Below are 21,354 nucleotides of genomic sequence, written 5' to 3'. Positions count from 1 at the left end.
ACATTGGTCAGTGCCTGCCATCGCTCGATAGCATCAGCAGGTGACTTCACAGGCATCTGCAGCGTCCGGCAACACCTGGCCCCGGCTGATCTCGGCACTGATCAAGGGCAATGACCTTACGGCGGAGAACACGTCCTGGGCCATGGACACCATCATGTCCGGCGAAGCCACGCCGGCCCAGATCGCCGGATTCCTGGTGGCCCTCAGCGCCAAGGGCGAAACCGTGGATGAGCTTTCCGGCCTGGTTGAGGCGATGCTGGCGCATGCCAACCCGGTGGAAATTTCCGGCGAGAAGCTGGATATCGTCGGCACCGGTGGTGACCAACTTAACACCGTCAACATCTCCACCATGGCCGCGCTTGTGGCCGCCGGGGCCGGCGCAAAGGTGGTGAAGCACGGCAACCGGGCCGCGTCGTCGTCGTCGGGATCCGCTGACGTGCTCGAAGCGCTCGGCGTCCGGCTCGACCTGTCCATTGCGCAGGTGGCCCGGAACGCCGAAGAGGCGGGTATCACATTCTGTTTCGCGCAGGTGTTCCACCCGTCATTCCGCCATACCGCGGTACCCCGGCGCGAATTGGCAATACCTACCGCATTCAACTTCCTGGGACCGCTGACCAACCCTGCCAAGGTGCAGGCGTCGGCCGTCGGCGTGGCCAATGCGCGGATGGCGCCGCTCGTTGCAGGCGTCCTGGCCCGGCGGGGGAGCAGGGGGCTGGTGTTCCGGGGCAACGACGGCCTGGACGAACTCACCACCACCGGCCCGTCCACCGTGTGGGAGATCCGCGGCGGGGGCGTCACTGAACTGTTCTTCTCCCCGGAGGACCTCGGCATCAGCCTGGCCACCGTTGAGCAGCTTCGCGGCGGTGATGCAGTGGCAAACGCAGGAGTTGTCCGTGACGTGCTTGCCGGCAAGGAGGGTCCTGCCCGGGACGCGGTCCTGGTGAATGCGGCGGCAGGCCTGGTTGCCTTCGACCGTGAAGCGGAAGGCCCGTTCCTGGCGAGGATGCAGAAGGCCTACGCGCGGGCTGCGCAATCGATAGATTCCGGCGCCGCTGCAGCCGTCCTGGACCGTTGGGTGTCCCTGTCCCGCGCCTGAGGACGGCTTGGCGGGTTACTGCTCGAAGCCCAGGGAAAAGGCAGCGTCGAGATCGTGCTGTGAGTACGCCCGGAATGCGATGTGCGTGGTGGTGTGGACCACTGCAGGAACCTTGGAGAGCCGGTCGGCGATAACATCAGCCAGGTCCTCGTGCCGGTGGACACGCGCCACCGCAATCAGATCCCATTCTCCAGTGACGGAGTACACCTCACTGATGCCTTCGATGGCTGAGATTTCCTCCGCAGTCTCGGGAATGCGGGCGGCGTCAGTCTTGATCAGAACAAATGCGGTGACCACGTTTGTACCCCTTCGATCAGTTCCGCCGCAGCAAGTCACGGCAGGTTTCTCTCTACTGCCAGCCTATTACACGGGCGTCCTTTTCCCGGCAGCCCGCCCTTCGGGCGGAGAGCCCCTATCGGCGGCGGAGACGCGCGGCACCGGCAGCCAGGAGCCGGTAGCCCACGAGGAACGTTGCGAGGGCCAGCGTGGCAACGATGACGAAGGGGAGGACAACCGTCTGTGCGGTCAGCGCGCGCAAAAGCATGCCGCCGATGAGGCTGCCGAGCCAGACCGGAACACCCGCCCGGAGGGCAGACAAAGGGCTGCGCCAGGCGCGGGAAACGACCCATCCCGCTGCCGCGCCGGCAAGGAAGGGCCATGCAGTCAGCAGCACACCCAGGATGGGCTCCTCGCGGTGGTGCGCGTCGCGGCCGATGGCGGCGAACGCAAGGATCAGCACGACATCGGCAGCCGCCGCTGCCAGCACCGTTTTTCCGGACGTTGTAGCTGCCGCCTTCGTTTTCAAGGAACTCATGGTTTCGAGCTTAGCCGTCACGCCTCCTCGAGCTTGACCCAGGACCTCACATGAAGCGGGGGAGCGGAGGCGGAATCGGCATGCAGTATGGTCTCAGCAGGAGCAGAGGTCAGTCCCGCTGTACTGGAGACATGTGTGAATAAAGCTTTGTGGATTTGCAGCCTGGTTGGTGCCGCCGTCGGGATCAGTGTGGGTTTGGCGGTGTTCCATACTCCTTTTTGGGGCTGTGCGCTTGGGTTGGGAATCGGCGCGGTCGTTGGGGCCTCAATGCAGCGCCGCCGTTAGCATGCCGGCAAGGCAGGACCTTGCGGTTGCCTTGACCCCGTCCGGATCACCGGCAGCTGTCCCGGCGTCAGCAGCCCACCGGTCAGCCTCCCCTGGGGCTGGATGATGGTGGGGTCCCTGAGTTAACCAAGCCTTAGTAAGCTCACCGTGGAACCGTAGGCCAAGGGGAGTGAATCTGAGCATGAAGACTGGTGTGACGAAGGGATACACGTACTTACGGACTATGGGGGTGGTGTTGGTAGCCACGATCGCCGGCGTAGCCACCGCACCAGCCGCAAACGCCGCAGACAAACCCGTCTTGCCCGGGCCTTCAGCCGCAGAGAAATTGCCGGATGCCCCAGCTCCCACCGACCAGTTCATCGTAAAGTTCAAACCCTCAGCGGCCGGCAGCGCCGCGGAGCGGGACGAGACCTATTCCAGGGCTGCCGGGCATGCCTCCATCGGCGTGCGGGAGATCAAGACCACGGCCAGCGACGCCAAGGTGGTCAAGACAAGCCACAGGCTCAATGCCGGGGAGTCCAGGCGCGTGCTGGAGAGCATCGCTGCGGACGACAAAGTCGAATCCGTGGAGCCTGACATTCTCATGCATCCGTCGTACACCCCCAACGACACCTACTACTCCTTGCAGTGGGCTCTGTCTGACCCTGGCGTCGGCATCAGGGTTCCGTCTGTCTGGGACAAAACCACGGGTACGGGCCAGATCGTCGCGGTGATCGACACCGGCATAACCGCCCACAGCGATCTCAACGCGAACGTCATGGCAGGCTACGACATGATCGCCGACCCAACCGTTTCAAGTGACGGCGACGGCAGGGACCCGGACGCCTCCGACCCGGGGGACTACCGGACCTCCGGGACTTGCGGTTCCACCTCATCCGCCCATTCTTCCTGGCACGGAACCCATGTCGCCGGGATTATCGCCGCTGTCGCCAATAACAGTGAAGGAGTCAGCGGCGCCGCTCCGGGCGTGAAGATCGAGCCGGTCCGCGCGCTTGGTGACTGCGGCAGCGGCTACCTCTCGGACGTGTCGGACAGCATTACGTGGGCTTCCGGAGGAGCAGTCTCCGGCGTGCCCGCCAATGCGAACCCGGCGAAAACCATCAATCTGAGCGTCGGGGGAGCGGCGGCCTGCCCTTCCACCCTGCAGGCCGCCATTGACGGGGCGGTCAGCCGCGGCTCATCCGTATTCGTGGCTGCCGGCAACGAAAGCCAGCTCGCCGAAAACAATGCGCCGGCAAACTGCAGCAACGTCATTACGGTCGGTGCCACCAACCAGTCCGGATCCAAAGCCTCGTACTCGAACTTCGGTGCCGCCGTCGACGTCATGGCCCCGGGAGGCGACACAGGTGCCGGCATCCTGTCCACCTACAACGCCGGAACAACCACTCCAGGCGCAGAAGCGTACGGCTACCTGATGGGAACGTCGATGGCGACGCCGATGGCGGCCTCCGTCGGCGCACTGATGAAAGCCGCTGATCCCTCCCTGACGCCAGCCCGGATCGAGGCGAAGCTGAAGGCAACGGCCAGGCCCCTTCCGGGAACCTGCCCAGGAGGCTGCGGCGCCGGCTTGATTGATGCCTTGGCGGCCGTCGCGTTTCCGGCCCCGCAGACTCCGATTGCCGTAAAGGCAGCGTCCCTGAACGGGGCCTTAGGAGCTGCCACTACGGGAGAGATCTATGGGCTCAGGGATAACGGCGGGTACCAGTGTTTCGAGCACGGTTGCATCCTTTATTCGCCGGCGTCCGGGGCTCACGTCTCCACCGGCGCGATTCGAGGCCTGTGGGCGGAGACAGGATTTGAGGCTGGTGGCCTCGGCTACCCGGTGACCGATGAAGTTGGCGGGCTCCGGGATGGAGGTGCCTACCAGAACTACCAGGGCGGCGCCATCGTCTGGTCACCGGCGACGGGGGCCCACATTTCCGTGGGGGCGATCCGCGGCCTGTGGGCGGAGACAGGATTTGAGAATGGTGGCCTCGGCTACCCGGTGACCGATGAAGTTGGCGGGCTCCGGGACGGAGGTGCCTACCAGAACTACCAGGGCGGCGCCATCGTCTGGTCCCCAGCCACCGGAGCGCATATCTCTGTTGGCGCCATCCGTCGCGAATGGGCGGTGTCGGGATTTGAGGGCGGCAAGCTCGGCTACCCGGTATCAAACGAAGTGGGCGGGCTGCGCGACGGGGGTGTCTACCAGAACTACCAGGGCGGTGCCATCGTCTGGTCCCCAGCCACCGGAGCGCATATGTCCGTAGGCGGCATCCGCTCCATCTGGGCCTCAACAGGGTACGAATCAGGGCGCCTCGGCTACCCGACAAGTGACGAGTACTCCACGGGCAACGACGGTGGCGTCGCGCAAAACTACCAGGGCGGCGTCATCCATTGGAGCCCAGGCGGTTCCTACATCTCCTGACCCAGCCGGCCGCATGCTGTACTTTCCCGGCGAAGGCGGCCTTTGTCCGTTGCGAAGGCATCGGCGAGCAGGGCAGCGCTCCCAAAGAGCTAGTTGACATAATGTAGATTATCGGCGCTTTGGGACTGCTCCGGAGCGGGGCGCACCAAGCCAACCAGCCAGCACGAACACCTGCGTGAAAGCGCTGGTCAAACCGGCGGTCCCATTGTCTTTATTCCGGCGCCCGTCAAGAATGAACCAATGACGGTCTACGTACGTTCACTTGAAACTGCAGTTCCGGAGACAAAGCTCATCCAGTCCGAGGCCCGTGACGTATTTGCCGCGCAGCCTGGCTTGTCGCGCTTAGGCTCGCGGCTGGTGAACACCTGTTTTGACGGTGCTGCCATCGAGACGAGGTTTACCGCCGTCCAGGAACTCACCAACACGTCCCGCGCCGAAGATCCGCAGTTCTACGACCAGGAAACCGGGCTCCTGCTGAACCCCAGCACCAAAGTCCGCAACGATATCTTCGCCCGCGAGGCCACCAAGCTGTTTGTGGCGGCCTCGCGTGCTGCCCTGCGGGCCGCCCCGGAAGTCGATTTACTTGACATAACTCATCTCGTGACGGTCTCCTGCACCGGCTTCTTCAATCCGGGCCCCGACTACAAGGTGGTCCGTGAACTCGGCCTTAATCCCGCAGTCCAGCGTTACCACCTCGGCTTCATGGGCTGCTACGCCGCCTTTCCTGCCCTGCGTGCCGCGAAACTGTTTTGCGAGGCGGACCCGAATGCGGTGGTCCTGGTTGTCTGCGCTGAACTGTGCTCGCTCCACGTACGCACCTCCAACGACCCGGACACCATCATGGGCTCGGCCCTGTTCGCCGATGGTGCCGCCGCCGCCGTCGTAACCGCGCGCCCAGGCATGGCGGACACCGCACTGATGAAGCTGGACCACTTCGAGACGGTCCTGACACCGGTGGGTGAGGATTCCATGGCCTGGAACATCGGTGACAACGGCTTTGAAATGGTCCTGGGCAACTACGTGCCCCACATCATCGATGACCACATAGTCGGCGCGCTGCAGCCCCTTCTGGCCAGGGAGCCGGAACTGGTGCCACTCCCCTACACGGCAATCCCCCACTGGGCCATCCACCCCGGCGGCCGGAGCATCCTGGACAAGGTGCAGTCCAGGCTCGGCCTCAGCGACACCCAGCTGATCCCCGCACGGGAAACCTTGCGCAACTACGGCAACATGAGCAGCGCCACGGTGCTCTTCGTCCTCAAGCACATCCTTGAACAACCACTCCGGGAAGGGCCGGCCGCGGAAGAGCGGATCTGTTCCATGGCGTTTGGCCCGGGTCTGACCGTGGAAACCGGCCTGTTCACCAAGATTCGGCAGGCAACAGGCGGCGCTCCGGGGTGGGAGGGCAGCGCGGCAGAGGATGCCCTGGGCCAGCTCCAAAGCCGGACGCCGGCCGAAGCGCCCGTGGCCTGAGAGCGGTCCGCGGAATGGGGATCCTCCTGCGCCGACGAGCCACCACGGACGTGGAGCAGATGGACAGGCCGGACTGCGATGCCCGTCTCCTGGACAACACGTACCGGCAGTTCGCCGTCATCAACCGGGTGCTGTCCGGCTGGCGGAAACTGTATGCCAGGGAACTCAGGACCATGGCCCCTCCCGACCAGCGCCCGCTAACGGTGCTGGACATCGGCTCCGGCGGCGGCGACCTGGCCGTGATGCTGGCCCGCTGGGCGGCCAAAGACGGCAAAGCGGTGCATATCACGGGCATCGATCCTGATCCCCGTGCGGCCCGGTTCGCCCAGCAACGCCCGTCCATGGCCGGCGTGGAATTCCGCAAGGCGCACAGCGGCGAGCTGGTCAGCGAGGGTGCCCGGTTCGACGTCGTCATCTCCAACCACGTCCTGCACCATCTTGGCCCGGAGGAACTCCGGCAACTGCTGGCGGATTCGGAGATCCTGACCGCGGGAAAGGCGTTGCACAACGACCTGATCCGCAGTCCTGCCGCCTTTGCCCTTTTCAGTGTGGCCGCCCTGCCGTTCCGGCAGTCCTTCATCCGGGAAGACGGCCTCACCTCCATCCGCCGCAGCTACACGCGCGCCGAGCTTGCCGCAGCCGCTCCCCCGGGCTGGTCCGTGGAGCACTCATCGGTCTTCCACCAGGTCCTGGCCTACCGGCAGGGCTGAGATGGATGCCGATGTCCTGATCGCCGGCGGTGGTCCCGTTGGCCTCTACCTGGCGGCCGCCCTGCTGCAGGAAGGCGTTTCGGTAAGGGTCTTTGAGCAACGGCAGTCGCGGAACCGGCATACCCGGGCCATCGGCATCCACCCGCCGGCCCTGGAAGCACTGGCCGCGGTGCACGTGGCCTCTGCCATGGTGGAGGAGGGTGTCCGCATCCGGTCCGGCATGGCGGTCAGCCGCGGGAAGACGGTGGGCACCATGGCGTTCGGCGCCGTCTCGGAAAACTACCCCTTCGTCCTGGCACTGCCACAGTTCAGGACAGAGGAACTCCTGGAGGACCGCGTACGCACCCTGGACCCCGCGGCGCTGGTCCGGGGTGCCAACGTCACCGAAGCCAGGAACGACGGCGGCAAGGTCACCATCGCGGTCCAGTCCAGCCCGGATGCCGCGAACCGGCGCGGCAACCACAACGGCAGCGCCACCGCCGCCTTGCTGGTCGCGGCAGACGGGGCCCGGTCCCGGATCAGGGGCGCGCTGGGCGTCCCTGTGGACCGGAAGTCCTATCCCGACCACTACCTCATGGGGGATTTCGACGACGGCAGCAGGTACGGGGAGAAAGCCGTCCTGTTCCTCGAGCCGGAAGGAATCGTCGAGTCCTTTCCGCTGCCCGGCCGGGTGCGCCGCTGGGTGGTGCGGCTTGGACGACCCGCCGAACCGGGCACGGGACCGGATGAGCTGGCGGAACTTGTGCAACGCCGGACCGGGTTCCGTCCTGAGCCGGCCACGAACTCCATGCTGAGCGCGTTCAGCGTCCAATCCACGATTGCCCGGCGCATGGTGGCCGGCCGCTCCGTCCTGGTGGGGGATGCCGCCCACCAGATCAGCCCCATCGGCGGGCAGGGCATGAACCTGGGCTGGCTGGATGCCAGGGCGCTGGTGCCCGTGATCTGCGCCGCACTGGGTGGCGAACCAACGGGAAGGCGGCTTCGCGAATTTGAGGCAAGCCGGCGCCGGGCTGCGGCCGTGGCCCGGCGGCAAGCCGAAATCAACATGATGCTTGGAAGGCCGCTGCCCGGGCCGCTCCTTCGTGTCCGCACTGCCGCCATTGGCGCGGCCGCCGCCGTGCCTGCCGTGAACCAGTGGGCCGCCCGGCGCTTCACCATGCAGTAACCAGGTGAACCGGCAGGAACCAGCGGCTGCAGGGCTACCGGAAATAGCAGTCGTAACTGTCCTGGCTGACGATGACGCCGTTGCGCACCTCAAACACCGACGATGTCCTGGCCCGGATCGTCTCGCCACGGTCCCAGTAGGGCAGATCCATCAGCACGGTGGCCGACCAGTCGGCTTCCACCACCACCCGGCTTCCCTCACAGGTGGTCCGCCGGACCGTGAACTGCTGGTCCTTCACCACATCGCGGCTTTGGTCCGCACCGGCAAGCACTCCCGCCAGCGGGCGGGTGGACCCTTCCGGGGCCAAAAGGTGCGGAGCCTCCGTCAACAGGAATGATTCCGACAGGAACGGCCGGATGTCCTCCGCACCGCCGCCGGCTTCAAGGACCCGGATGAATTCCAGGACGTGCTCCAGCGGGGATGCCTGCGGGAAAGAATCATCAGCCATGCAGTAGACCCTAGACCAAGGGTCCTGCGCCGCTCCGCCAGTAGGCTGTCCCCATGACCCAGACTGTTCCCCCAACAACCGCCGGCGCCGACGACATCCGTGAGATTGTTGAGCGGATCCTGTCCGCCGGGTCCCTCCCGCCCATCGTCCAGGCCGGCCACCCCGCCCTGCGCCAGCGTGCCGCCGCCTTCGACGGCCAGCTCTCCGCCGGCCAGTTGGCCCGCCTTATCGGGGTCATGCGCGAGGTCATGCACGAGGCCCCGGGGGTGGGCCTCGCTGCCCCTCAGCTGGGCATCCCCCTGCAGCTCGCCGTCCTGGAGGACCAGTTCGACGTCGATCCCGACGCCGCGGCACTGCGGAACCGGAGCCCGCTGGAGTTCCTGGCCATCCTCAACCCCCGGTACACGGCGGCGGGGACGGGACTGGCGTCGTTCTATGAGGGGTGCCTTTCCCTCAACGGGCTCCAGGCGGTGGTGGCGCGGCCCGACACCGTGGTCCTGGAGTACCAGACGCCCGACGGCGCGGCGGAGCGGCGGACATTTTCCGGGTGGCAGGCGCGCATCGTCCAGCATGAGACGGACCACCTCAACGGCATCCTGTACATAGACCGTGCCCAACTCCGGTCCCTGAGCAGCAACGCCGAGTATGCGGCGCACTGGGCTGAACCCGGCGTCAGCAAGGCGCGGGAAGGGCTGGGTTTCGACGACGGGCCGGCAGGCATATCGCTCGGCTGACCTTCGCCGTCACCCGGGGCAGTGACGAACGGCAGGGGCGCAGGGCGGCCCGTCCTAAGATGGTTCCCATGCCTGCCGCGGATCTCCACCTCCTGTGCCCCGTCTGCTCACATCCGCTGGAACACCTGGAGGCAACGGCCGCGCGCCAGCCCCGCCTGGTGTGCCCGAACGGCCACAGCTTCGACGCCGCCCGGCAGGGCTACTTCAACCTCCTGGTGGGCAAGGGCACGCCCTTCGAACCGGACAGTGCCGCCATGGTGGCGTCGCGCTTCAACTTCCTGGGGAACGGCCACTACCTGCCGCTGGCGCGGGCGGTGGCCTCCGCCGTCGTGCCCAACCTGCCGCAGGAAGGTGCCGTGGTTCTGGACTCGGGGACAGGGACCGGGCACTATCTGCGGGAGATCCTCGACACGGCGGCGGCCGGCGGGCGGCACGCGTCCGCCGTCGGCCTGGACATTTCCAAATTTGCCCTTCGCCGCGCTGCCCGGCTCAATCCCGAGGCCGTGAACCTGGTCTGGGACATCTGGCAGCCGCTGCCGGTAGCAGCAAACTCGGTGGATGCGGTCACCGTGGTCTTCGCTCCGCGGAACCCGGCTGAGTTTGCCCGGGTCCTTCGACCCACCGGCGTGCTGGTGGTGGTGACGCCACGGAGCGGGCACCTTGGGGACATCGCCGCCCTCACCGGGATGCTTGGCATTGAGGAGGGCAAGGATGAGCGCCTGGCCGGGGCGATGGCGGGGCATTTCGAGCCGGCCAGCAGCGTCGACGTCGACATCCCGCTGGCGCTGGGCCGGGCCGCCGCCGCGGACCTGGCGTTCATGGGCCCGGCCGGCCACCACCTGGACCTGGGGCAGATCGCTGTGCGGCTTGAACACTCCCCGGAGCCGGTGACAGCCGACGCAAAGTTCAGGCTCCTGGTGTTCAGGCCCAGGACCCACGGCGCCCCGTAACGACTTGGCCACTATCCCCCTGCGGCCGGTATGAACCGGCCCACACGGTAAGTCCGCGGACTACGATGAAAAGACAGTTACTGGCGGGTCCGCGCGTGCGGCTCCCCCGTGGCGAAGGGGGAAACAGGGATGTTCGAGTGGCTTGGCGAAAACTGGTGGGCATTGTGGCTCACGGCTTTCCTGGCGTTTGCGGTGATCGAGATGATCACCCTTGACCTGTTTTTCATCATGCTCGGCGGCGGATCCCTTGCCGCACTGGTTGCCGATTTCGCCGGTGCAGAGCCCTGGCTCCAGGTGGTGGTCTTCTGCGTGGTGTCCCTGCTCATGGTTGCCTTCGTCCGGCCGGTAGCCCTTTCGCATCTCAAGAAGGGGCCGGCCGAACAGCGGACCAACGTGGACCGGCTGATCGGTGAACCGGCCGTCGTGATGGAGGCCGTGACCGCCGACGGCGGACTGGTGAAAATCGGCGGCGATATTTGGAGTGCGCGCTCCGCGGCGGGAATCCTTCCCGCTGGCCAGAAAGTGGTGGTGGCGGCCATCGACGGCGCCACAGCAGTAGTTTCGGCACCGCCGCCGGCGGCTGCCGGTCCGGATACAGCCTGACAATTGGGGAACAAGGAGTTGTATGGAAAACGCAGGCGGAACCGCACTGGCCATTGTGCTGGTGGTTCTGATCGTCTTTGTCATCATAGTTTTGGTCCGGTCCGTCCGGATTATTCCGCAGGCCCGTGCCGGCGTCGTGGAACGGCTCGGGAAGTACCAGCGCACGCTTAACCCCGGGCTGACGATCCTCATCCCGTTCGTGGACCGGCTGCTGCCGCTGCTGGACCTGCGGGAACAGGTGGTGTCCTTTCCGCCGCAGCCGGTCATCACCGAAGACAACCTGGTGGTCTCCATCGATACGGTGGTCTACTTCCAGGTCACCGATCCCCGCGCAGCCACGTATGAAATCGCCAACTACATCCAGGCCGTGGAGCAGCTCACCACCACCACCCTCCGCAATGTGGTGGGTGGACTGAACCTGGAGGAGGCCCTGACCTCCCGCGACCAGATCAACGGACAGCTTCGGGGAGTCCTCGATGAGGCCACGGGCCGCTGGGGAATCCGCGTCTCGCGGGTGGAACTGAAGGCCATCGATCCGCCCCACTCCATCCAGGACTCCATGGAGAAGCAGATGCGGGCCGAACGCGACCGGCGCGCTGCCATCCTCACCGCGGAGGGGACCAAGCAGTCAGCCATCCTCACCGCGGAGGGCCAGCGGCAGGCGTCCATCCTCGCCGCGGAAGGCGAAGCCAAGGCCGCCATCCTCCGTGCGGACGGGGAGGCGCAGGCCATCCAGAAGGTCTTCGACGCCATCCACAAGGGAAACCCGGACCAGAAACTGCTGGCCTACCAGTACCTCCAGACGCTGCCCAAGTTGGCTGAGGGCTCGGCCAACAAGCTCTGGATCATCCCGAGTGAAGTTGGGGAAGCCCTGAAGGGAATCGGCAACGCCCTTGGCGGCACCAGCGCGGAGCCTGCCGGCGGACTTTTCGACGAGGCGCCCATCGAGCGCACGCAGCCCTAGGCTCTTGACCAAGACAGGGAGGGTTCAGTGGCTAGCCGCCGAACCCTCCCTGTTTTGGTGCAGACGTGTTAAAGCCCGTATAATTGGGTATTTGTCCGGCAGGAGAAGACCAGCTGGAACAACCAAGCTTCGCAATGCGTTGAATCTTATGATGCAGCACAGTGCACACACTAGTCCGGCGGCGCAACGTCGCCACCGGCTAACGCGGAGATTTCATCCGCGAACCGACCAGAGGGAGAAATCATGAGCGATCGCAGCCTGCGGGGCATGCGCCTTGGTGCGCAGAGCATGGAGACCGAGTCCGGAGTTGAGCCGGCTCCGCGCCAGCGGGTCGAATACCGTTGCGCAGATGGCGAGCAGGTTTTCGTCACGTTCTCCTCCGAGGCGGAAATTCCTCCGGTGTGGGTCTCCAAGACCGGCAAGGAAGCGCTCCTGGTTGACGGCGAAAAGCCGGACACCAGCAATGACAAGGCAGTCCGCACGCACTGGGACATGCTGCTGGAACGCCGCTCGCTTCCTGAACTTGAACAGATCCTCGAGGACCGCCTGACCATCCTGCGGGAGCGCCGCGGAGAGCGCCGCTCGGCATAAGGCCAGCCGAAAAAAAGGGGGCGGCCCCGCACTTTGGTGCGGGGCCGCCCCCTTTTTCCTGTGTCCGCAGAAGGCCGCGGAGGGCGCCCCAGGGAAAAACTACGGCTGCTTGTTCTTCAGCCTGCCGGTCAAGGTGTTCCAGCGGGCGGCCAGTCCCCACCGGGTGACGTTGACCATCGCTTCGACGACGATGTTGCCGCTCATCTTGGAGGCGCCCAGTTCGCGCTCAACGAAGGTGATGGGGCGCTCCTCGATGCGCAGGCCCAGTTTGGCCACGCGCCACGCCAGGTCCACCTGGAAGCCGTAGCCCACGGAATCCACCTGGTCCAGGTTGAGCTTTTCCAGAGTGGTCCTGCGGAAGGCGCGGTAGCCGCCGGTGACGTCCTTGATCCGCAGGCCCAGCATCAGCCGGGCGTAGGTGCTGCCCACCCGGGAGATCGCCTGGCGGTACAGCGGCCAGTTGACCACGCTGCCGCCGGGAACCCAGCGCGAGCCCATGGCCAGGTCCGCGCCCTGGTCCACGGCTTCCAACAGCTGGGGAAGCTGTTCGGGCTGATGTGAGCCGTCGGCGTCCATTTCCACCAGGACGTCGTATCCGGCGTCCAGGCCCCACCGAAAACCGGCGATGTAGGCGGCGCCCAGGCCTTCCTTGCCCTTGCGGTGCAGGACGTGGACCTGGGAGTCCTCGGCGGCGAAGCCGTCGGCAAGCTGGCCGGTGCCGTCAGGGCTGTTGTCATCAACCACCAGCACGTCCGACGCCGGAACGGCCTTCCGAAGGCGCTGGAGCGTCTTGGGCAGCGATTCCAGTTCGTTGTAGGTGGGAATGATCGTAAGGACGCGCACGAAGGGCCTTTCCTGGTGGAAGTGGTCGGAGCACCTGATGCCGGGCTGGCCGGCGGCGGGCGCAACTCCCCATTATAGGGCGGAGGGTTATGGGTCAGGAACGCAGGGCCGGGCTGGCGTAGAGTTCGGCACCGTCTTTCACGGTCTGCAGGCATACCGGGTCGGAGCCTGTGTCCAGTGCGGGCAGCAGTGGGGTCCTGGCCCGCGGATCGGTGCTCCATGACTGCACCCTGCCGTCAGCCACCTGGACCATCAGCTCCTCCACCTCCCAGACGGCGAAACTGGCCGGTGCGCCGGGAACCAGTTGGCCGGCCATGGGGTTGGCGTGCCGTGCGGCCCTCCAGCCCGCACGGGTGTGCCCCAGGAACGCTGCGCGCGCGGAAATGCGCTGGTCCTCGTTGTGGTGTTCCACACAGGCACGCACGCTGGACCAGGGCCGGAGGGGCGTGACCGGGCTGTCGCTGCCGAAACAGACAGGAACCCCGGCTGAATAGAAGGCAGCGAAAGGGTTCATCGACCGGCTCCGCTCCCCCAGCCTCTGCTCATAGAGGCCCCCGGCTCCGCCCCACGCTGCGTCGAAGGACGGTTGGGCGCTGACGGTCACCGAGTAGTGCGCCAGCCTTGCCACGGCCGCGGCATCAGCCATCTCCACGTGCTCGAAGCGGTGGCCCGCCGCCCGCACCCGCTGCTCCCCGACTTCCTTGGCCGCCACGTCCAGCGCCTCCAGCGCGGCGTCCAGCCCGGCGTCGCCAATCACATGGAAACCGCCCTGGATTCCGGCAAGGGAGCAGGCGGCAAGGTGGGCAGCCGCCTGCTCGACGCTGAGGTACAGGCTGCCGCGTTCCTGCCCGGCATCGCTGTAGCCGGCGCGCAGGGCGGCGGTCCTGGAACCCAGCGACCCGTCGATGTTCAAATCCCCCGCCAGTCCGCGGACGCCGGCACCAAGCTGCTCCACAAGGGTCCGGGCCTCCGCCTCGGACGAAACCAGCTCCCCCCAGTACGGCAGCACCTCAGGAAAGCGCGCCGCGTCCTTGTCGGCGTCGTTCCATCCTGCGGCCAGCCTCAGGTCCTCAGGCCCGCCGATGTGCGGTGCGCCCATTTCGGCCAGCGCAACGTACCCGTTCGCCGCAGCCTCCGCCAGGGCACGGGCCTGGTGCCGCTTCAGCACGTCCTGGGGCAGCTGCCGGGTTGCCAGCCGCGCTGCGTCGTGGGCTGCCCGCGTGACCCGGGCGCCGCCGTCGTACCCGTCCTTGCCGCGAAGGTCCGCGGACTGTACAAGGGACGTCGAAACCAGGGCCGAGTGCACATCAACCCGGGAAAGGTAGACCGGGCGGCCCCCTGACGCCCGCTCCAGTTCCTCGGCACTGGGCAGGGCGGAGTCCGCCCACCTGGTTTCGTCCCAGCCGTGGCCGAGCACCGGCCCTTTCCCTCCAGCCGCGGCGACGGCGTCCAGCAGCGCGCGTGCCGACGTGGCCGTGGCCAGTTGCAGCGATTCCAGGGCGATCCCGGTTTCCGTCAGGTGGATGTGCGAATCGACGAAGCCGGGTGCAACCAGGGCGCCACGGAGGTCGATGATCTCCATGGAACTGTCTGCGATGGAGGATGCGGCCTGCTCAGATCCAACCCAGGCAACGGTGTCGCCGTCCACCAGCATGGCCGTTGCGAATGGATCCGCCGCGGTGTAAACGGACCCATTGCGGTACAGGACCGGGGCGGGCCGGGAGGCGGCATCAGGCTGGGAAGTGGCATCGGGGCGCGGCATGGGGCAGACTCCTGGGGTGTGGGGGTGCCGGCGTGGGCCGGCCGGGTGTCATCGGGGCTAAAGGACGGAAGAATATGCCACGACGCCGCGGCGGATGAGGTTGATCGCTTCGGCGCAGAGCCGTGCCAGCCGCGGGTCCAGTCCGGGGATCTTGGCAAGCTGGTCCAGAAGGTCCACCACCTGCTTCACCCAGCGGACAAAGTCGCCCGCGGCGAGATCGGTGCCGCTGAGGACATCCTGCAGATGGCGGCCACGGGCCCATTTATACAGCGGCCAGACAAGTCCCAGTTCAGGCTCACCGGTCAGGGGGAGCTTGTGTTCCTCTTCCACATCCTCAAGGACGGACCATTCCTTCACCACTGTGTCGACGGCGGTCTCCAGGGAGACGCTGGGCATGCGCGGCCTCAGGCCCCGGTCCTCGCGTTTGGCCTGGTAGACCAGTACGCTGGCCAGCGCGGCAACTTCGGCGGCGTCGAGGTCATTGAATGCGCCCAGCCGCAGGGACTGCGAGATCAACAGGTCCTTCTCGCCGTATATCCTGCGCAGCCGCTGGCCGTCCGCGCTGATATTCAGCCGGCCGTCTCCCGCGTCTTCCAGGTAACCGTAGACGGACAGGACGTCGCAGACCCGGTCGAAGGTTTTGGCAATGGTGTTGGTGCGGCCCTGGATCTGGCGGACCAGGCCGTCCGTTTCGCGCCTTAGCTTCCACCAGCGCTCCGACCACCGGGCATGGTCTTCGCGTTCGCTGCACCCATGGCACGGGTGTGCCTTCAGGGCCCGGCGAAGATCCGCAATGCGCCTTTCCTGGTTGGGCAAGGCAGCGGCCCGGCCGAAGTCATGGTTGCGGTTCTGGCCCGGGGCGGGCGGACGGTTCTCACGCAGCGCGTTCCGGACAGAGGACGCCAGGTCCCTGCGGGACTTGGGCACCTTCGCGTTGAAGGACTTGGGGATGCGGACCCGGGTAACCGGCGCGATGGGACCCTCGAGGTCGTCAGCGCCAATCCTGCGCAGCTGGTTGTCAAGCGTCAGCACGGCCGGCCGCGGCTCGCGGCTGGCGTGGTCCGAACTAAGGACGACGGCGGGCCCGGGGGCACGGCCACCGGGAACGTTGACCACGTCCCCAGGCAGGAGCCGCGCCAGTGAATCGTCGCAAAGGGACTTCCGGACGCGGGACTTGGTGCGGGACGTGGCGTTCTCGGCGTCGGAAAGTTCCCTGCGCAGCCGCGCATACTCGGTGAAGTCACCCAGGTGGCAGGTCATGGATTTTGCGTAGCCGGCCAGGGATTCCTCGCGGCTGCGCACTTGGCGGGCCAGGCCCACCACGGAGCGGTCCGCCTGGAACTGGGCGAAGGAGGACTCGAGGATCTCGCGGGCCCTGGCCCGGCCAAACTGCGCCAGCAGGTTGATGCTCATGTTGTAGGTGGGCCGGAAACTGGAATTCAGCGGGTAGGTGCGCCGCGATGCCAGTCCCGCGACCGCCGTCGGGTCTGTACCGGGCTGCCACAGCACCACGGCGTGGCCCTCAACATCGATGCCGCGCCGGCCCGCACGGCCGGTGAGCTGGGTGTACTCCCCTGCAGTGATGTCCACATGCGCTTCGCCGTTGAACTTGTCCAGCTTTTCCAGCACCACGGACCGGGCAGGCATGTTGACGCCCAGCGCAAGGGTTTCCGTGGCGAAGACAGCTTTGACCAGGCCATCGGCAAAGAGTTTCTCGACCACCTCCTTGAAGGTCGGCAGCATTCCGGCATGGTGGGCCGCGAACCCCCGGAGCAATCCGTCGCGCCAGGTCCAAAAGCCCAGGACGTCAAGGTCGTCGGCCGGGATGTCCTGCCCCGCCTCGTCAACACGCTGGGCGATGATCCGCTGCTCTGTTTCGGTGGTGAGCCAGAGGCCGGACGAGACACACTGGGCCACGGCAGCCTCACAGCCTGCGCGGGAAAAGATGAAGGTGATGGCAGGCAGCAGGTCCATCCGGTCCAGGCTGGCGATGACCTGGGGGCGGCTGGCGGGGCGCACTCCCGTGTTCTCGCCGCCACGGGCGGGGCGGTCGTTTCCGCGCCGGCCGCGCTGGCCCCTTCCGCCGGGGCCGGGCCTGCTGCGGAAGCTCTGCCGCATCTCGCTCTGGGCCACTGCCAGCAGGTCCGGGTTGACGTCGAAACCACGTCCCTTGCCGGCGTCGGGGGATGTGCCGGACGCGGCCGGCTGCAGGTCGTCTTCCTCCACGGGCGGAGCGATCTCGTCGAAGGTGGTTTCTCCGGCAAACAGGTCCATGATCCGGCGGCCCACCATGACGTGCTGCCACAGCGGCACCGGGCGGTGCTCGGAGACGATGATGTCTGTGTCGCCGCGGACGGTGTCCAGCCAGGCCCCGAATTCCTCGGCATTTGAAACGGTTGCACTCAGTGAGGCGACCTGGACCTCGCTGGGCAGGTGGATGATGACTTCCTCCCAGACAGCCCCGCGGAACCGGTCGGCGAGGTAGTGCACCTCATCCATGACCACGTAGCCGAGGTCGCCCAGAGTGGCCGAATCAGCGTAGAGCATGTTCCGCAGGACCTCGGTGGTCATGACCACCACCTGGGCATCCCCGTTGATGCTGGTGTCGCCGGTCAGGAGGCCCACATTGTCCGCACCATATTTAGCGGTGAGTTCACTGAACTTCTGGTTGCTGAGCGCCTTGATGGGTGTGGTGTAAAAGGCTTTCAGTCCCCGCTGCAGCGCGAGGTAGATGGCGAACTCCCCCACGATGGTCTTCCCGGCACCGGTAGGGGCAGCCACCAGGACTCCCTTGCCTTGCTGCAGGGAAAGACAGGCCTGCCGTTGAAAGTCGTCAAGCTCGAAGTCCAGGGTCCGGATAAACGCCCCGAGGTAGGTGGCGGCCTCGGCCCGGCGTTCGGCGCTGGCACGGTACCTCTCGGCCGGCGACATTTCTTCAGGATCGATGGGCCCGGCGGAGAAGGGTCCGGTGGTGGAGGACATACCCCAAGCCTAACGGCAGGCTAGAGCTTCTTCAGTTCGCTGCTGGGGGTTGCGACGTCCGCTGTGGCCTCGGTTTCCTCGACCTGCCGGGCCTGGCGGCGGTCGCGGCGCTTGTCGTTCATGATGCAGATGCCGATTGCCGCGAAGAACAGCGCCAGCAGCGGTCCGGCAAGCATGAACATCGAAATCGCATCCGCGCCCGGCGCGGCAATGGCGGCCAGGACGAAGACCAGGAAGACTGTAATGCGCCAGGCCTTGAGGATGGTGTGGCCGGATACGAGCCCGGCCATGTTGACGCCCACCAGCACTACGGGCACCAGGAAGGCCAGGCCCAGCATGAGCACCATCCGGGTGACGAACTCGATGTAGGTCCGCGCATCGATGACGCTGGAGGAGCCTGCCGGGGTGAACTGGGTCAGCGCGTGGACCACCTGCGGCACCACGAGCCACCCCACCCAGATTCCGGCCAGGAAGAGCGGGATGGCAGCAGCCATGTAGCCCAGCGTGTAGCGCCGTTCCTTCGATGTCAGCCCGGGCGTGATGAAGGCCCAGAGCTGGTAGATCCAGATGGGGCTGGAGATGACGGCGCCAATGAGGAGCGACATCTGGAGCTTGAAGTCGAACGGTGATGCGATGGTCCCGAAGTTGATGGCGGCAAGGCCGCCGGTCTCATCGGAAATGCGGTTAACCGGTTCGGCCAAAGCCTTCAGCAGCGGATCGTAAAGTATCCAGCCCCCAATGCCGCCAATGACGACGCCGATGGCCGACTTGATCAGCCGGTTCTTCAGCTCCTTGAGGTGCTCCCAAAGTGACATCCGCCCCTCGGGATTGGCTTTACGGGCCCGCGACAGTGCCACGGGAGGTCAGGCGCGGGTCGACGGCGGAACGTCAGTGCCGTCTGTCGGCTCACCGGGCTTCGCCTTGGGGTGGTTCACGATGGTGCCTTCCACCGGACCGTTTGCGTCGGTGGTGTCGGCCTTGCCGTCGTTCTTCATTTCCTTCACCTCGGACTTGATGATCCGCATGGACTGTCCCAGGCTGCGGGCCATGGCCGGAAGCTTGGGGGCGGCGAAGAGAAGCAAAGCTACAACGATGATGATTACGATCGGCCAGGGGCCGTCAAAGAGTCTTCCCACGGGAAATCCTTTCCTCTAAGTACATCCTACTTCTATGTGAAGTCGAGATCTCCGAGCGCCTGCGGCTGGCCCCGGTCCTTTTTACGCTGCACTCGCCGACGGCGGCGTTCCTCGCGCCGGGCCCATTTGGATGCCTCGTAATCATGTCGCATGACGGCGGGCGAGGCAAAAACGGCAGAACCCGGCAGGGGCCCGGACGGATCCGCGGGTTCACCCGCCACCTCGACGGGGCTCAGGTGTCCCAGCTTTTCGCCCGCGGCAGCGAGGTCCTTCACCGTGGCCATGAACTGTCGGAAGAGACGGATGCCCAGCAGGACATAGAACAGCAGGGCAACGGCGACAAGCGCCACCCATATGAGAATCCAGGACCACCAAGGCATGGTGAGAAGTCTATCGGTCGTAGCCGGCCAGCGAGGCCGCAAGCCAGTCCCGCGCGGCGGAAGCCAGCTCCGCAGGGGCCAGAATCCGGGCTGAACCGCCATGCTGGGCCACGAACATCGGCAGCCACGCCGTGTTGCCGAACCGGATCTCTGCCACCAGGCCGCCGTCGGGCAACTCCGCGGTACGCTCCGCGTAGTAGTCCTCCGCCAGCCCCCTCCCCTGCCGGGTGAGCTGGACGGTGACGGTGGTGTCGTCGTCGTTCGGGGTGAATAGCTTGGCCGGGACCCCGCCCTCCGGTATCCCGTGCGGGGCGGCAGGCGCTCCGTTGGGGTGAACGTCCTGTACACGGTCCAGGCGGAAGTTCCGCAGCCCGTCCACCAGGTGGCACCAGGCTTCGAAGTACCAGGTGTTGTCCAGGGAATACAGCCGCAGCGGGTCAACGTCGCGCTCGGTGACGGCGTCACGCTGGGGTGAAAGGTAGGTCAGGTGGAGCTGGGAGCGGGTCTCGATGGCCTGGCGGACCGTGGCATGGGTTGCGGCGTCGGCAGGTGCAACCTCCGGCCCGGCAATGGAGGCAGCTTGCAGCCCTTCCTCGCCTGCGGCCGCCAGGAGCTTCAAGGTAACCGACTCCAGCGCGCCGCCGCCGGGAAGGTCCGGCAGGCCGTTGAGCGTTTCAAGACCTGTCAGCAAAGCGCATGCCTCCGCCACGGTAAACCGGACAGGTTTCTTCAGGTCAAGGTCCTGGGTAATGAAGACGTGGTCGTCTTCCCATTGGATATCGAGCAGGTCGTCCGGATAACCCTCCGGCAGCCCGGAGCAGATGAGGATCCGGAGGTCTGACTCGAGCTCTTCACGGGTGACGCCGAAGTGCTTTGCGACGTCCTGGATGTGCAGCCCCTGGTTGTGGACCAGGAAGGGGACCAACTGCAGCATGCGCTTGAGCTGGTCCTCAGACGTTCCCTTCCGGGCGGTCCGGGCACGGGCATCGGCGAACGTGTAGTCGGGGACGGGTGCGTCGCTGAACGCGGCCGCCGCCTGGAGCCTGCGCCTCACGGCGGCAGCAAGTTCAGCCGGTTCCACTGCCAGGGCATCGGGTCCGTAGGAGGCCAGCTCTTCGGCAAGCACCTCCGGGTCCCGGTACTCGATGAAGAGCCTGTCGTAGCCCGCACCTGGCCGGCCTGTGGCCTGGTCCTGGGTGGCTTGAACAGCACGACGGCGGAGGGCCAGCAGGTGCCCCTCCTTGACGTCCACGACGGCAGTGCGCAGCGGCAGTTCCGGCAACAGGTCCAGCTCTGCGCGGATACTGAAGTCCACCGGCGGCGTGTACTGCTCCTTCGCCAATGTGGTCACGGCACTGGTGAAGCGCGACAGGCGGAAATGCCGGGGTGCCTCGCGTGCCCGGTCGTAGCCCATGAGGTACCACTGGCCGAAGCGGCTGCCCAGGCCCCAGGGCTCGACGGTGCGCTCCTCCTCTTTGCCGGTGGTGCCGGCGAGATACGTGAAAGTGACCGGATGCCGGGCGTGCATGGCGGCCACGATGTCATCAAAGGCCTGGCCGGCGGGTTTGATCCGGGGCTGGACCCCGGCCGGCAGTTCCACGTCCGCCATCCTGCCGGCGGCCTGGAGTTTGCGGAGCGCGCTTTGGGCGGCGGTGCCCAGTGCCGCGCGCTCCCATAATTGGGAGGCCAGCAGCAGGACGGTCCACTCGTCGGGCCCCAGCTGGACGTCCGGGAGCCGGTTGGACTCCTTGCCGATCCGGTACCTGGTGGTGGCGGGGTCGTCCTCGCTCCAGCCCATGTCCGTCAGTGTCTCCACGTCGAAGCCCATTGCCCGCAGGTCATTCTTGTCCCGCTCGAACATCCGTCCGAACGCAACGTCATTGCCGGAGGTGTCGTGGTAGACCTTTTCGCGCAGTTCGCTGCGGTGCAGCCCGTAGCGGGTGTTGAGCAGCGCAATCAGCAGGTTGAGGAGTCGTTCGGTGCGGGATAGGGACACGCTCGTTACGTTACT

At 66.2% G+C, this 21,354-nt stretch carries 20 protein-coding genes; 10 read left to right on the top strand and 10 right to left on the bottom strand.

All coding sequences use genetic code 11. The features are described from left to right. The first annotated feature begins 40 nt into the window (after positions 1-40). Positions 41-1,096 (top strand): anthranilate phosphoribosyltransferase, encoded by a 1,056-nt coding sequence (trpD, locus tag LDO86_RS10215; RefSeq protein WP_018771095.1) that lies wholly within the window; start codon positions 41-43, stop codon positions 1,094-1,096. Positions 1,097-1,111: 15 nt separating this feature from the next. On the opposite strand, the gene LDO86_RS10210 is transcribed toward trpD, so the two are convergent. Together LDO86_RS10210 and LDO86_RS10205 are read right to left on the bottom strand one after the other, a co-directional pair. Next, positions 1,112-1,393 carry an Lrp/AsnC ligand binding domain-containing protein gene (locus LDO86_RS10210; protein WP_043456257.1) on the bottom strand — a complete coding sequence of 94 codons (282 nt, stop codon included), beginning with the start codon at positions 1,391-1,393 and terminating at the stop codon, positions 1,112-1,114. Between the two features lie 115 nt (positions 1,394-1,508). Continuing rightward, positions 1,509-1,910, bottom strand: a complete 402-nt coding sequence (locus LDO86_RS10205; protein WP_043425344.1) for a DUF3054 domain-containing protein — start codon at positions 1,908-1,910, stop codon at positions 1,509-1,511. A 517-nt stretch (positions 1,911-2,427) separates the two neighbouring features. Here LDO86_RS10205 and LDO86_RS10200 point away from each other — a divergent pair. The 4 genes from LDO86_RS10200 to LDO86_RS10185 all read left to right on the top strand — a co-directional run bounded on the left by LDO86_RS10200 (position 2,428) and on the right by LDO86_RS10185 (position 7,950). Next, positions 2,428-4,602, top strand: a complete 2,175-nt coding sequence (locus tag LDO86_RS10200; RefSeq protein ID WP_196804785.1) for a S8 family serine peptidase — start codon at positions 2,428-2,430, stop codon at positions 4,600-4,602. 240 nt (positions 4,603-4,842) lie between these two features. Then, on the top strand, positions 4,843-6,075 hold the full coding sequence (locus LDO86_RS10195; protein WP_018771099.1) for a type III polyketide synthase: 1,233 nt from the start codon (positions 4,843-4,845) through the stop codon (positions 6,073-6,075). Between the two features lie 14 nt (positions 6,076-6,089). After that, positions 6,090-6,785 (top strand): class I SAM-dependent methyltransferase, encoded by a 696-nt coding sequence (locus LDO86_RS10190; protein WP_051081430.1) that lies wholly within the window; start codon positions 6,090-6,092, stop codon positions 6,783-6,785. A gap of 1 nt (position 6,786) precedes the next feature. Next, entirely contained in the window at positions 6,787-7,950 is a 1,164-nt protein-coding gene (locus LDO86_RS10185; RefSeq protein ID WP_018771101.1) for an NAD(P)/FAD-dependent oxidoreductase, read from the top strand. A gap of 34 nt (positions 7,951-7,984) precedes the next feature. Here LDO86_RS10185 and LDO86_RS10180 read toward each other — a convergent pair whose 3' ends face one another. Beyond that, positions 7,985-8,398, bottom strand: coding sequence for a nuclear transport factor 2 family protein (locus tag LDO86_RS10180; RefSeq protein WP_018771102.1), 414 nt, complete (start codon positions 8,396-8,398; stop codon positions 7,985-7,987). A 53-nt stretch (positions 8,399-8,451) separates the two neighbouring features. Here LDO86_RS10180 and LDO86_RS10175 point away from each other — a divergent pair, with 53 nt between their 5' ends. From LDO86_RS10175 to LDO86_RS10155, 5 genes are all read left to right on the top strand, one after another. Continuing rightward, positions 8,452-9,132: a peptide deformylase gene (locus LDO86_RS10175; RefSeq protein ID WP_018771103.1), complete on the top strand. Its 681-nt coding sequence runs from the start codon at positions 8,452-8,454 to the stop codon at positions 9,130-9,132. Positions 9,133-9,200: 68 nt separating this feature from the next. Next, positions 9,201-10,082, top strand: coding sequence for a putative RNA methyltransferase (locus LDO86_RS10170; RefSeq protein ID WP_018771104.1), 882 nt, complete (start codon positions 9,201-9,203; stop codon positions 10,080-10,082). 129 nt (positions 10,083-10,211) lie between these two features. Beyond that, positions 10,212-10,685 (top strand): NfeD family protein, encoded by a 474-nt coding sequence (locus LDO86_RS10165; protein WP_018771105.1) that lies wholly within the window; start codon positions 10,212-10,214, stop codon positions 10,683-10,685. Positions 10,686-10,707: 22 nt separating this feature from the next. Further along, complete coding sequence (locus LDO86_RS10160; protein ID WP_018771106.1) at positions 10,708-11,649, top strand: SPFH domain-containing protein; 942 nt, start codon at positions 10,708-10,710, stop codon at positions 11,647-11,649. Between the two features lie 243 nt (positions 11,650-11,892). After that, positions 11,893-12,240, top strand: coding sequence for an RNA polymerase-binding protein RbpA (locus LDO86_RS10155; RefSeq protein WP_026266052.1), 348 nt, complete (start codon positions 11,893-11,895; stop codon positions 12,238-12,240). Positions 12,241-12,339: 99 nt separating this feature from the next. Here the strand turns inward: LDO86_RS10155 and LDO86_RS10150 are convergent, their stop codons facing one another. The 7 genes from LDO86_RS10150 to LDO86_RS10120 all read right to left on the bottom strand — a co-directional run bounded on the left by LDO86_RS10150 (position 12,340) and on the right by LDO86_RS10120 (position 21,339). Continuing rightward, complete coding sequence (locus LDO86_RS10150; RefSeq protein ID WP_018771108.1) at positions 12,340-13,083, bottom strand: polyprenol monophosphomannose synthase; 744 nt, start codon at positions 13,081-13,083, stop codon at positions 12,340-12,342. Between the two features lie 94 nt (positions 13,084-13,177). Beyond that, entirely contained in the window at positions 13,178-14,845 is a 1,668-nt protein-coding gene (locus LDO86_RS10145) for an amidohydrolase family protein (protein ID WP_018771109.1), read from the bottom strand. A gap of 57 nt (positions 14,846-14,902) precedes the next feature. Continuing rightward, positions 14,903-17,827 (bottom strand): DEAD/DEAH box helicase, encoded by a 2,925-nt coding sequence (locus LDO86_RS10140; RefSeq protein WP_018771110.1) that lies wholly within the window; start codon positions 17,825-17,827, stop codon positions 14,903-14,905. 20 nt (positions 17,828-17,847) lie between these two features. Beyond that, on the bottom strand, positions 17,848-18,642 hold the full coding sequence (gene tatC / locus LDO86_RS10135) for a twin-arginine translocase subunit TatC (RefSeq protein ID WP_018771111.1): 795 nt from the start codon (positions 18,640-18,642) through the stop codon (positions 17,848-17,850). A gap of 48 nt (positions 18,643-18,690) precedes the next feature. Continuing rightward, a complete protein-coding gene (tatA, locus tag LDO86_RS10130) occupies positions 18,691-18,963 on the bottom strand; it encodes a Sec-independent protein translocase subunit TatA (RefSeq protein ID WP_018771112.1) in 273 nt (90 codons plus the stop codon). Positions 18,964-18,995: 32 nt separating this feature from the next. Then, the gene (locus LDO86_RS10125) at positions 18,996-19,343 is read right to left on the bottom strand and encodes a hypothetical protein (protein WP_026266053.1); all 348 of its coding nucleotides are present in this window, start codon (positions 19,341-19,343) and stop codon (positions 18,996-18,998) included. A 10-nt stretch (positions 19,344-19,353) separates the two neighbouring features. After that, on the bottom strand, positions 19,354-21,339 hold the full coding sequence (locus tag LDO86_RS10120; RefSeq protein WP_018771114.1) for a WYL domain-containing protein: 1,986 nt from the start codon (positions 21,337-21,339) through the stop codon (positions 19,354-19,356). Between the last annotated feature and the right edge of the window lie 15 nt (positions 21,340-21,354).

It is taken from the genome of Arthrobacter sp. StoSoilB19 (genome assembly GCF_019977275.1).
Lineage (GTDB): Bacteria > Actinomycetota > Actinomycetes > Actinomycetales > Micrococcaceae > Arthrobacter.
Note: the sequence above shows the minus strand (reverse complement) of the source record. Positions and strands in the feature narration are given on the sequence as shown.